Annotated in this window: 11 protein-coding genes; 8 read left to right on the forward strand and 3 right to left on the reverse strand. The window is 68.9% G+C overall.

The window, feature by feature from the left end:
* Positions 1-1187 precede the first annotated feature (1187 nt).
* From rpsB to E1287_RS38230, 5 genes are all read left to right on the forward strand, one after another.
* On the forward strand, positions 1188-2195 hold the full coding sequence (rpsB, locus tag E1287_RS38210) for a 30S ribosomal protein S2 (RefSeq protein ID WP_131970171.1): 1008 nt from the start codon (positions 1188-1190) through the stop codon (positions 2193-2195).
* An 84-nt stretch (positions 2196-2279) separates the two neighbouring features.
* Positions 2280-3116: a translation elongation factor Ts gene (gene tsf, locus E1287_RS38215; protein WP_131970172.1), complete on the forward strand. Its 837-nt coding sequence runs from the start codon at positions 2280-2282 to the stop codon at positions 3114-3116.
* A gap of 326 nt (positions 3117-3442) precedes the next feature.
* A complete protein-coding gene (gene pyrH, locus E1287_RS38220; RefSeq protein WP_131970185.1) occupies positions 3443-4183 on the forward strand; it encodes a UMP kinase in 741 nt (246 codons plus the stop codon).
* Between the two features lie 90 nt (positions 4184-4273).
* Entirely contained in the window at positions 4274-4831 is a 558-nt protein-coding gene (frr, locus tag E1287_RS38225) for a ribosome recycling factor (RefSeq protein ID WP_131970173.1), read from the forward strand.
* Between the two features lie 392 nt (positions 4832-5223).
* Positions 5224-6003 carry a phosphatidate cytidylyltransferase gene (locus tag E1287_RS38230; protein ID WP_279508447.1) on the forward strand — a complete coding sequence of 260 codons (780 nt, stop codon included), beginning with the start codon at positions 5224-5226 and terminating at the stop codon, positions 6001-6003.
* A 17-nt stretch (positions 6004-6020) separates the two neighbouring features.
* Here the strand turns inward: E1287_RS38230 and E1287_RS38235 are convergent, their stop codons facing one another.
* Complete coding sequence (locus tag E1287_RS38235) at positions 6021-7166, reverse strand: suppressor of fused domain protein (protein WP_131970175.1); 1146 nt, start codon at positions 7164-7166, stop codon at positions 6021-6023.
* A gap of 112 nt (positions 7167-7278) precedes the next feature.
* On the opposite strand from E1287_RS38235, the gene rlmN reads away from it, so the two are divergent.
* From rlmN to E1287_RS38250, 3 genes are all read left to right on the forward strand, one after another.
* Entirely contained in the window at positions 7279-8421 is a 1143-nt protein-coding gene (gene rlmN, locus E1287_RS38240; RefSeq protein ID WP_131970189.1) for a 23S rRNA (adenine(2503)-C(2))-methyltransferase RlmN, read from the forward strand.
* 64 nt (positions 8422-8485) lie between these two features.
* On the forward strand, positions 8486-8992 hold the full coding sequence (locus tag E1287_RS38245; protein WP_131970177.1) for a DivIVA domain-containing protein: 507 nt from the start codon (positions 8486-8488) through the stop codon (positions 8990-8992).
* Positions 8993-9055: 63 nt separating this feature from the next.
* On the forward strand, positions 9056-9883 hold the full coding sequence (locus tag E1287_RS38250; RefSeq protein ID WP_131970179.1) for a YwqG family protein: 828 nt from the start codon (positions 9056-9058) through the stop codon (positions 9881-9883).
* Between the two features lie 740 nt (positions 9884-10623).
* Here the strand turns inward: E1287_RS38250 and E1287_RS38255 are convergent.
* Positions 10624-11313: a hypothetical protein gene (locus tag E1287_RS38255; RefSeq protein ID WP_131970181.1), complete on the reverse strand. Its 690-nt coding sequence runs from the start codon at positions 11311-11313 to the stop codon at positions 10624-10626.
* Positions 11310-11975 (reverse strand): ATP-binding cassette domain-containing protein, encoded by a 666-nt coding sequence (locus tag E1287_RS38260; RefSeq protein ID WP_243719718.1) that lies wholly within the window; start codon positions 11973-11975, stop codon positions 11310-11312. The genes E1287_RS38255 and E1287_RS38260 overlap by 4 nt, the downstream gene beginning before the upstream one ends.
* Positions 11976-12443: the final 468 nt, after the last annotated feature.

Below are 12443 nucleotides of genomic sequence, written 5' to 3' on the forward strand. Positions count from 1 at the left end.
GTGGTGTTGTAGCGGGGGCTGGTGGGCGTGCGTGGGTTGGTCAGGTGGGCTGCCGCCCGCCTCTGCGGGCGGGCGGCAGGCCTGTGGGTTAGGGGGTGCGGCGTAGGCGGCGTTCTTGGGAGAGGTTGATTACGCCCGGCGGTGGACGGCGGCGGCGGTGTAGGCGGAAGCGGACGCGGGTGCGGCGCCAGGCGAAGGCGAGTGTGAAGGCCAGCACCATGCCGGTAAGCGCCCCACCAGTCGCCGTGGTGGCGTCACGTAGGACGGTCCTTGGCTCGGGTGCTGGCACAGGGACGTGTTGGGTCTGGCTTGGTGAGGGACGTTCCCAGTGGGGGAGCAGCCGTATCTGGCGCTGGATCAGGCTGACCGGGTCCAGGTACAGGGGGCCGCGCAGTAAACCCCAGTGCAGGCACGGTGCCGGGCAGTGGCGGCCGTCCTCCAGGGTGCCGATCCGGGTGCCCGACGTGACTCGGCGTCCGACGCTGATGCTGGGACGGACGGGCAGGTATGTGGTCCGCAGGACGCCGTGATCGATGGCGACCACCCCACGTCCGGCCAGACGGTCGGCGTAGGCGATGCGTCCCGGACCGGCGGCGTAGACGGGCTGCCCCGGCCGTCCCGCGAGATCGACGCCGCGGTGGCCGGGACCCCACGGGGAGGTGGGCGGGCTGAAGCTCCGGACGACCTTCGGAGCCGGCGGCCCTAAGGGCCACCGCCAGGCGTCCGGGCCCGGCTTCCAGGCGTCCAGGACAGGCGTCCCGGCGGTGATCATGCAGGTGAGGAGCACCGTCAGCAAGGTCATGCACCGAAGCCTGCCGCCCCCGCGCACCAGGTTCGAGGGAGTCGGCGAACTGTGGATAACCGGCGGGCCATTGATTCCCGGACGCGTCCGGGCCCTGATAATCTGTAGTCGTGTCCGAGGGGACACAGGCCAGGGCCAGGCCGTCGTCGATCCGCCCCAGGGCGGGACGGCGAGAAGCCGCCTTGAGCGGAGAGGTCACAGACCCGGAAACGGGTCACAGCCGCCTGGGGTATCCCGGCGGCTGATTTCACGCGTCCGCATGCCACCGCAGACATGGTGGGGCGCCGTCCCTCGGTCCGTCGCCACGGCGACGGTGGGGCGGCACCCGGGCGCAGGCGTACAACCAAATGCGGCCCGCCAGGGCCAGAGAAGGAGAGCACGGGCAATGGCACCCGTCGTCACCATGCGGCAGCTCCTCGAGAGCGGCGTCCACTTCGGCCACCAGACCCGCCGGTGGAACCCGAAGATGAAGCGCTTCATCCTCACCGAGCGCAACGGCATCTACATCATCGACCTGCAGCAGTCCCTGTCCTACATCGACCGGGCCTTCGAGTTCGTCAAGGCCACGGTCGCCCACGGCGGGACGATCCTGTTCGTCGGCACCAAGAAGCAGGCCCAGGAGTCCATCGCAGAACAGGCCACCAGGGTCGGCATGCCCTACGTCAACCAGCGCTGGCTTGGCGGCATGCTCACCAACTTCTCCACCGTCCACAAGCGCCTCACCCGGCTCAAGGAGCTGGAGGAGATCAACTACGACGACGTGGCCGGCTCCGGCATGACCAAGAAGGAGCTTCTCGGTCTGCGCCGTGAGAAGGACAAGCTGGAGCGCACCCTCGGCGGTATCCGCGACATGGCGAAGGTCCCGAGCGCCATCTGGATCGTGGACACCAAGAAGGAGCACATCGCGGTCAACGAGGCCAAGAAGCTCGGTATCCCGGTCGTGGCGATCCTGGACACGAACTGCGACCCCGACGAGGTCGACTACCCCGTCCCAGGGAATGACGACGCCATCCGCAGCGTCAGCCTGCTGACCCGCGTCGTCGCCGACTCCGTGGCCGACGGCCTCATCGCGCGCGCGGGCGCCGCCACCGGCGGGGACGAGAAGCCCGCCGAGGGTGCGGCCGCGGCGGACGAGCCGCTGGCCGAGTGGGAACGCGACCTGCTCAAGCCGGACGAGGGCGCCGCGGAGGCGTCCGCCGCTGCCCCGGCCGAGGCTGAGGCGCCTGCCGAGACCGAGGCGCCCGCGGAGGCCGCAACCCCGGCAGAGGCCCCGGCCACCGCTGAGGCGTCGGAAGAGGCTCCTGCAGAGGCCGAGGCACCTGCGGAGCCCGCCGCGAGCGCCGAGGCCGAGGCCGAGGACGCCCCGAAGCCCGCCGAGGCCGAGCAGGCTTGATCCCGCGGTCCCGGCGGCCCCGCACGGGTGCCGCCGGGACCGTCGCGGGTCCTACGACCAACGACGAGAGAAGCGAAGAGAGCGATGGCTAACTTCACCGCCGCTGACGTCAAGCGGCTGCGCGACCTGACCGGCTCCGGCATGATGGCCGTGAAGAACGCCCTCACCGAGGCGGACGGCGACTTCGAGAAGGCCACGGAACTGCTGCGTCTCAAGGGCGCCAAGGACGTCGGCAAGCGCGCCGAGCGCACCGCCGCCAACGGCCTGGTCGCGGAGTACTTTGCGAACTCCGGCGACGGGGCGCTCCTGGAGCTCAACTGCGAGACCGACTTCGTCGCCAAGAACGAGCAGTTCATCCAGCTGGCGAACCGCCTGGTCGAGTTCGCCGCGGGCAGCGGCGTCGCCGACGCGCCGGCCCTGCTGACCGCCGAGATCGAGCCGGGCAAGACCGTCCAGGCCCTGATCGAGGAGAACAGCGCCAAGATCGGCGAGAAGCTTGAGCTGCGCCGCTTCGCCCACTTCCAGGGCGCCTATGTGGCCAGCTACCTGCACAAGTCCGACCCGTCCCTGCCGCCGACCAACGGCGTGCTGGTCGAGCTGGACGCGGAGAACCCCGAGGTCGCCAAGGACATCGCCCAGCAGATCGCGGCGATGGCCCCCAAGTACCTCACCCGTGAGGAGATCCCCGCCGAGGCGGTCGAGAAGGAGCGGGCGCTCGCCGAGCAGCTCACCCGCGACGAGGGCAAGCCCGAGCAGGCCATCCCGAAGATCGTCGAGGGCCGGGTGAACGCCTACTTCCGCGACTTCGTGCTGGTCGAGCAGGCCTTCGTGAAGGACGGCAAGAAGACGATCGCGAAGGTCCTCGACGAGGCCGGCGTGAAGGTCGTCCGCTTCGCCCGGTTCAAGGTCGGGCAGGCTTAGGGGCACTCTGGAGAGAGACACCCGAGAGAACACGTAGCTACGAGGAGGCCGCCGACGTGCCGGACAAGACGACCACTAGCGCGACGGCGGCCTCGTCGTCCGATCAGGACGTCGCAGATGGGGACGTCACCGATCGGGGCGGTGCCGGCCGAGGCGCGTCTAGCCGGAACGCTTCGTCGGGCCGGAATCCGTCGGGTCGAGGCTCGTCGTCCAGCGGCCACTCGTCGCGTGGTAACTCGTCCAGGGGAAACGCTTCGGGACGGAAGCCGTCCGATGGAAACTCGTCCAGCGACGGTGGGACGGGCCGGCACGAGGCGGATCCGCATATGCCTGACCAGCACGCGCCACGCGCCGGGTGGAAACGGGTACTGCTGAAGTTGTCCGGTGAGGCCTTCGCGGGACGCGACCCCCTGGGCATCGACCCTGAGATCGTCCAGCATGTCGCCGAGGCCATCGCCGAGGCCGTGCGGGACGGCGTTCAGGTCGCGGTCGTCTGCGGCGGCGGCAACATGTTCCGCGGCGCGGTCATGGCCGAGCGCGGAATGGACCGTGGACGCGCCGACTACATGGGGATGATCGGCACCGTCATCAACTGCCTGGCCCTGCAGGACTTCCTGGAGAAACTCGGCCTGGACACCCGCGTTCAGACGGCCATCACCATGAGCCAGGTGGCCGAGCCGTACATCCCGCGCCGCGCCATCCGGCACCTGGAAAAGGGCCGCGTCGTCATCTTCGGCGCAGGCCTGGGGCAGCCGTTCTTCTCCACCGACACCACCGCGGCCCAGCGCGCGCTGGAGATCGGTGCCGAGGCCGTACTGAAGGCCACACAGGTGGACGGTGTCTACGATGCCGATCCACGAAAGAATCCAGACGCGGTCAAGTTCGACCGTTTGGATTACGGTGAAGTTCTACAGCGGGGTCTGAAGGTCATGGACGCCACGGCCATCAGCCTCTGCATGGACAACGCGCTCCCCATCGTGGTCTTCGACCTCATGGGGCAGGGCAACATCGTCCGGGCCGTCCGGGGTGAGAAGATCGGCACGCTGGTCAGCCCGGCGGAAGGCTGACCGCAGCCCGGAACCCGAATGCGGGACGCGGTGCGGAACGTAGCGCGGAACCGTACTACCAGGGCCCGACCAGATGACATGGGAGTCACAGTGATCGACGAGACCCTCCTCGAAGCAGAGGAGAAGATGGAAAAGGCGGTCGCGGTCGCCAAGGAGGACTTCCAGGCCATCCGCACCGGCCGGGTCACCCCCGCGATGTTCAACAAGATCACCGCCGAGTACTACGGGACGCCGACGCCGATCAACCAGCTCGCGTCGTTCACGCTCCCGGAGCCGCGGATGGTCATCGTCCAGGTCTTCGACAAGTCGTCCATGCAGGCGGTGGAGCGGGCGATCCGTGACAGTGACCTTGGCGTGAACCCCACCAACGACGGCAACGTCATCCGGGTCGTCTTCCCCGAGCTGTCGGAGGAGCGGCGCAGGGAGTTCATCAAGGTCGCGGGCCACAAGGCCGAGGAGAGCCGGGTCTCCATCCGCAACGTCCGCCGCCGCGCCAAGGACGCCCTCGACAAGCTCGCCAAGGACGGCGAGGCGGGGGAGGACGAGGTCCGGCGTGCCGAGAAGGAACTCGACGACACCACGCACCGCTACGTGGCGCAGATCGACGAGCTGCTCGAGCACAAGAAGGCCGAACTGCTCGAAGTCTGATGCGACTCGACGACGCCGGGGAGCCCTCGCGCTCCCCGGACGAGCCGGAGGCCGACATGGCCGGGCCGACACCGGACACCTCCACCGAGGGCACTCCGTCTTCCGGCGCCACACCTGCCGCAGGCGCGCGCGCACATGCGCCCCTGTCTGACGGTACGTCCCGCGAATTGTCTTCAGAGGACGCGTCTACCGGGGCCACTGCTGGGGCCACGGCCTTCAGAGGCGCGTCTTCCGCAGACGGAAACTCTGCAAATGGCCCTTCCGAGGTCGGCTCTTCCACAGAGGGTTCTTCCGCAGAGGGGTCTTCTGCGGACGGTTCTTCGGCCGATGAGGTCTCTGGAGCGTCCGAGGGTAAGCGTCAGCCCAGGACGGGTCGCAATCTTCCTCTGGCGATCGGTGTTGGCCTAGCGCTCGGCTCCCTAGTCTTGCTTTCTCTCTACACGGTCAAGGAGATCTTCCTTGCCGTGATGATCGTGTTCCTGTTCGTCGGCATGCGGGAGCTGACCGAGGCATTCAACAGCCGGGACATCAGCGTCCCGTTCATCCCGGTCGCGACGGGCATGGTGGGCACACCGGTCGTGGCCTACGTGTGGGGACCCACCGCCACGGTTGCGGCAGTGTCCCTCACAATGCTCGCTCTACTGATGACGCGGATGACCGAGGGCGCGGACGGTTACGTACGCGATGTCTCCGCCGGGGCGCTCGTGACCGGTTACCTGGTGCTGGTGGGCGGGATCGTGGCGCTGCTCATGCGCCCGGACGACGGCGACCACCGCATCGTCATCTTCATCGCCACAACCGTGGCCAGCGATACCGGCGGCTTCTTCGCGGGATCGTTCCTTGGCAAACACAAGCTGGCGCCCACGATCAGCCCGAAGAAGACCTGGGAAGGGTTCACCGGCTCCGCCCTGATGTGCATGCTCGTCGGCGGCTGGCTGGTGTGGTGGCTGCTGGACGGCGGCCAGATCTGGCATGGCGTGCTGGTGGGCCTCGCCGTCGTGGTCACCGCGACCGCCGGCGATCTCGTCGAGTCGATGATGAAGCGTGACCTCGGTATCAAGGATTTGGGAACGATCCTGCCCGGGCACGGCGGTGTGATGGACCGCTTGGACTCCCTGGTGGTGACGGCCCCCGTCGTCTGGCTGCTCCTGGAACTGTTCGTCCCGAGCTAGAAGTCGCCCAGGAGCGACTAAGAGACGACCCAGGAGCGATTCTGTTGGGCGAGGCGCCGTACGAGCGCATCTGAGCCCTCGTTCTTGGCGTAGCGGTGTTCCTCGCCGGTCAGGGGCACGAGCCACAGCCACCGCACGGGATCGCCGTTCAATGTCAGTCCGCTCAGGTCGGGGGACTCAGGACCGGCCAGGCGGCTGGGATCGTCCAGGAGAAGCACGCCCTCCCAGGCCGACTCGCCACTGCGCAGTGGGAACGTGCGGGCCTCGTGGTACCACTTGACGACGTCTCCGGGGGCGAACCACGTCACCGACCGCCATGGGTATTGCGCCAGCCAGGGGAAGATGCTGCCTGCCCGCTGGCTTGGCAGGGTGCTTGCTACGGCCAGCTCTATCCGTCCGTAGGGGGCGACGTCGTCCTCGTACAGTTCGACCGTGGGCATCCGTTGGCGGCACATCCCGACCGTGCTCAGGACGGTGAACTCGCGATCGCCCCTTGCAGGACGTTCGGAAACGCCCACTGTAGGGGCCATGCCCGTCCGCCCATTTCCAAGCTGGCGTCCTACGTCGTGCCAGTAGTGGCCTCCTGGCCCGAGCCGCTGAAGCAGGTGTCCGAGCACTGACTGCTGGAACTCCGCCCAGGAGCCGTCGGCGCGGCACATCTTCCAGTGTTCGCGGGCCCGGTCGATCCGCGGCCCGAAGTCTTCGATCTCGTCGTCCAGCGGGAAGGCGAACGGGCTCTGCCGCGTGGCGTCGCGCGCGTATCCGGGGATGCCGCGTCCCATGTCGGACCAGCCGGGGACCACGAACAGCGGGTCGCCCGCCTCGAGGACGGCCACGCCGTCGCCCTCCTCGAACCACACCACCTCCAAGCCCCCGGCGTCCAAGGCTGCGCGTCCCCCCGGGTGCCGTACATGGGATCCGGGCAGGAGGGGCGCGCGACCGGCCTCCAATCGGGACCGGTCGAGATCAGAGGGGGCCTTGCGATGGTTCGCGACCCACACCGCGCCGACCACCGAGTCCCGTGCGTCCTTGAGGTACGCCGCGGTGACGTCGCCGTCGGTCTCGATGGTGAGCCGCCGGCTGCCGTACGGGCTGACCGCGGCGTGGACGACCGTGGCCTTGGATCCCCCGGACGAGGCGGTGCCCCTGCGCAAAACCGACATGATCGAGACCTTAGTCGCACACAAGGTCATGTGCAGGAATGTCGCGAGGCACGTAAGGAGCTGTCCTCAGACGGACGATGCACAGGCAGGTGTTTGCGACACTGGAAGCATCATGTCTACCCAGCCCGCCGTCGCCGGTACCGCGTCCAAGAAGACCCCGGCGAAGCTCGTCTTCGCCGCTCCTAGGCGCGGTAAGCCGCCCAGGCATCTCGCCGACCTCACCTCTGCGGAACGCCGCGAGGCGGTCGCCGAGCTGGGTGAGAAGCCGTTCCGGGCAGATCAGCTGTCGCGGCACTACTTCGCCCGCCTGGTGGACGACCCGGCGAAGATGACGGATCTGCCCGCCGCCGTCCGAGAGCGGCTTGTGGCCGAGCTGCTGCCCACGCTGCTCACTCCTCTGCGCGAGATGGACTGCGACGACGGAACGACGCTGAAGACCGTCTGGAAGGCGTTCGACGGCGTGTTGTTCGAGTCGGTGCTGATGCGGTACACCGACCGGGCCACGATGTGCGTCTCTTCCCAGGCAGGGTGCGGCATGAACTGCCCGTTCTGTGCGACGGGCCAGGCAGGGCTCACACGCAACCTTTCCACCGCCGAGATCGTCGAACAGGTCGCCGCTGGCGCGCGCGCACTGGCTCGCGGGCGCATCCCAGGCGGGCCGGGCCGCGTCTCCAACATCGTCTTCATGGGCATGGGCGAGCCTTTGGCCAACTACAAGGCGGTGCTGGGCGCGGTACGGCGCATCACGGACCCGGCACCCGCTGGCCTGGGCATCTCCCAGCGCGCGGTCACCGTTTCGACTGTCGGCCTCGTCCCGGCCATAGAAAAGCTTGCCGCCGAGGGCATGTCCGTGCGGCTCGCAGTGTCCTTGCACGCGCCCGATGACGAGCTCCGCGACGAGCTCGTCCCCGTCAACAACCGCTGGAAGGTCGCCGAGGTGCTGGACGCGGCCTGGGCCTACGCCGACCGCAGCGGACGGCGCGTGTCGATCGAGTACGCCCTCATCAAGGACGTCAACGACCAGGCCTGGCGGGCCGATCTTCTGGGCAGGCTCTTGCGCGGGAATCTCGTACACGTCAATCTGATCCCGTTGAACCCAACGCCGGGTTCCAAGTGGACCGCGTCGCGGCCCCAGGACGAGCGCGAGTTCGTCCGGCGGCTGGAGGCCCACGGGATCCCGGTCACGGTGCGCGACACTCGGGGCAGGGAGATCGACGGGGCTTGCGGCCAGTTGGCCGCGTCGACCAAGGACTGAGCGTTCCGCTGGCGTGTCCCTGGCGCCGCGCGGGCGCGGGATACGGTTGAGGAGCAGGTGCGCGGTGCGAACGGGTGCGCGGCTGCCGGTGGTCTTGCGCGGCTATGACAAGAAGCAGGTGGACGGCCTGCTGAGACGGATCTCGCAGGCGCTGAACGGCGGGCCGCCCATGTCGGCGGACGATGTGCGTAAGACCCGGTTCGACATCGTCCTCCGCGGTTACGAACCCCATGCCGTGGACCGCCTGGTACGCGAATGCATCATGGAACTTCAGGCGAGGGGACCGATCGCCGACAGGCCCGGCCGTCCGCGCGCGCAACCCGCCTGGTTGGTCAACTGGATCCAGAACGCCCGCTTCACGGGCGCGGGCCTGCGCTCGGGATACGACGTCCGCGACGTGGACGCGTTCCTCGACCGCGTGATCGCTGGCCTACGCGGTGTGGCCCCACCGGTGTCCGCCCGGGACGTGCGGGAGAGCGCGTTCCGCGTCGTCCGGTTCGGACCCGGCTACGACGAGCAGGAGGTCGACCGCTTCCTGGTGCAGCTCGCGGGCGCCCTCGAACGCCGCTGACGAAGTTATCCACAATTTCGCCGGACGGTGCGCGCCGTGGCGGGGCTGCGTAACTCTACGTGCATGGATCATTTCGCGGCTCAGTACCGGCGGCTCCGCTCGCTCCTCGCCGTCTTCCTGCCCCCCGAGATCACGTCCGCCCTGATGACCCTGGCCAGGCCCGCACTGAGACTGCGCGCCGGCGGCGAGGCGCCCGTCCGCCTCGGCGGCGTCCCCCTGCTGCCGCCGAACGAGACCTGGCCGCAGTGGAACGGACGCCCCCTCGACTTCCTCGGCGCGATCGACTTCGCCGACCTTGCCCGCTTCGGCGACATCCCCGACCTTCCCCCGTCCGGGAGGGCCGCGTTCTACTACGCCAGCGAGACGCCCCGGCCGTGGGGCGACGAGGCGGCGCAGCGGGACGGCTGGCGGATCTACACCGGTGACCTCAGGAAGACCGTCCCGCCGCCTGGCGCAGCGACCTATCCCCAGACCCGCCTGAGCGGCGCCCCGTTCCTCTCCCTGCCCTCACCTCAGGAGATCTCCATGCGTCGCTTGGAGGCCACGTACAGCGGCTTCCTGACGGTCTACGACCAACTGCACGCCGTCTGGGCGCAGCACGCCTCGCCGGACGAGTCACCCGCACATCAGCTCGGCGGGTGGCCGACCCTCGTCCAACGTCCGATCGGCCCGGACGTCCTGTACGCCTCGACGGGCCGTCCACTGGACTCCCTCAGCCCTCCGCCGCTGTCCCCGGACGAACAACGGGCCGTGGAGGAGTGGCGCCTCCTGCTCCAGCTCGACTCCGACGAACGCCTCGGCTGGTACTGGGGCGACCCCGGCCGCATCTACTTCTGCGCCCGTCCCGACGACCCCCTGGAGCGATCGTGGCTGACCCTCCAAGCCGCCTAATCCCGACGACACACATCAGCGCGAAACCAACGTCCCGTCGTCGGACGGCCATCCCCTCGCGCTGGGAGACCCAGCGGCATAGCGCGCGCCACCGCGCTGTCGCAGCGGACCTGCAAGGGCACCGCCCGGAGCCGCACCTGCCGACTGCAGAGGTTCTCCACAGCCCGGTACATCAGGAGGACCTGCCACTTCGGGGGCGCCGCGTCCGACGATGGCGCCCGCGCCGTTGGGGGGCGCGGGCCGCTTCCCGTCTGCCGTTGCAGCTGGCGCTGTGCAAGCAGAAACCGTGCGGAGAACCAACGACCGGTGTCACGGCACTATGAAGGCCCGGAACGAACGCCGAGCTCACCCACCCAAACCAGCCACAGGCGGCGCTCGGGCGGCGGCGAGCGGCCAGCGCCCGGGACGCAAGTGCAAGGTGCCCGGAACGTCAGTCACCCAGATCCCGACGATGACTACGCGCCCAACGCTCCTATGCCAACATGCGGCCGCGTGGTGTGGGTCGGCTACGTCGAGGACCAGGCCATCAGAGATGGGCGGCGCGCGGTGGTGCCGTCCCGGTCGTGGCCGACGGTCGCCTCGGCCACGCGGGTGGCCGGGGGATCGAGCCGTCCGTCCGAACCTGGGTCGAAAGGCGCTGAGGCGGATGGGGAGCGGGCCGCCCGTCCTGAACGATTGACGTCCGGGTTCGGACGCTCTACCGCAGCCCGCCTCCTTGTGGAGGGAGGACCTCCTCGGGGTCACGGGCGGCGACGTGCCAGGGCGATGTAGGCGGCTCCGACGGCGGCGGACCAGAGAGCGAGGTGGAGGGCGATGGCCGGGAAACGAGCAGTGAACTCGCCCGCGCCATCGTGTGCGATGCGGAGCCACTCGATCATCGGGACGGATAGCCAGGAAAGCCGTCCGATGCCGAGGAGCACGAGCGCGGTGGCCGCGCTCATTAGCGCGAGCAGCGAAACGCCCGGATCGGGGATCAGCGCTCGGCTCGTCCAGGCGCCGAGCAGTGTCCCGGGCACGGCAACGAGGAGGTTCAGAGCACAACCGGCCAAGACCGCCCGTCCGGGTGCGCCGACTTGAAACGCTTGAGTGAGAGGAACAGCCAATGCGACTACGCCCAAGCAGACGTTCACGCCGTAGGCCGAGAGCAGTCCCGCGTAGGTGGGCATGGAGTGGCGGCGGGCGGCGATGGCCGTCAGGGCGCGCTGCTCGTCCGGCTGTGTGTCGAGGAGGGCGCGCGCCGCCCATGCCCATACCGGGAACATGAACGCTGCCACGTCTCCGAACGTCCCGACGGCGAGATCGGCGGCGTCCGGCCCGCTCGGTCCCTGCACGAGGACCAGCACCACGACCAGCGCCACGACGATCAGCGGATGCAGGACGCGCAGCGAACGGACGTACCCCGCGACCTGGAACCTGATGAGCGCGATCACGGCTTCGGCCTCCGCACCCGGTAGCCGTCCGCTCGCAGCTTGGTCTCCACGGTGTCGGCCTCGTCCTCGGGGACCTCGACCTCAAGAACGGTCCAGTCGGTCTTATCGGACGGAAGGCTGGTCACCGTCCTGTCGGCTACGCGCAGCCGGTCGATGCCGGAAAGGGCCTCGATGCAGCGCTGGTGGTCGCTGACGACCACGATGGCTCCCTCGGCCGCGCGCTCGGAGATCAGGGTGGGCAGGGCCGCCCGTGTGGCCGCGTCGAGGCCGGCGAACGGCTCGTCCAGGATGAGGAGGCCGGGGTCGTCCATGAGTGCCTGCGCGAGGCCGACTTTCTGCGCACTGCCCTTCGACAATTCGGGGAGCCGCACATCAAGGAGGTGAACAAACCCGAGCCGCTCCGCCCACGTCCCGACGGACTCTGCCGAAACGCGGCGTATCGCGGCCATATGGCCCAAGTAGCTGTGGACAGTGAACGGCTGATCCACCGGGAAGCGTTCGGGGGCGTACCCGACGCGGCTGGGTCGATCTTTGACGATGCCTTTGTGCGGGCTGCGCAAACCGGCGATCACGCGCAGAAGCGTGGACTTCCCCGCACCGTTGAGCCCCGTCACCTCGGTCACACCACCGGGGAACAACGAAAGGGTGACATCCCTGAGCACCCAGGGATCCCTTCGGCGATAACGAAAGGCCACACCTTCCAACCGCATGAAACCCGCACAGTAACGCCCCGCCCGTAAGAACCGCGTTAACCCAGAAGGCCGCCAACGATGCCCCCAGGAACCGGGACGTAGACGAGCGCGCCGAGGAGCGCTGGACGTGAGCGGCAATACCCGATGAGCGGCGAAGGCGGAAGGGATGCCCAGGGGGGCGGAGCGTTCACGGGATGCCCGATGAACCCGGTCGGGCGGCTGTGGGCGACGGATGCCTGAAAGCGCGGGTACGAGGACGCCGAATGCGCCCGAGACTTGGATTGGGTGCCTGAGGAATGGGGTGAGACGGGACGCTCGGAGTGCGCGGCAGGCGGCGGTGGGCGGGTGCCCGGCCGCCCGGCTCGCCCTGGACAGGTTGGCACGCCCGGGCCCGCGTGCCATGGGGGCTGGCGGGGGGTGGGGCGACGAGGTTCGAGG

Origin of the sequence: Actinomadura sp. KC06 (assembly GCF_004348735.1) — a bacterium.
Taxonomy (GTDB): domain Bacteria; phylum Actinomycetota; class Actinomycetes; order Streptosporangiales; family Streptosporangiaceae; genus Spirillospora.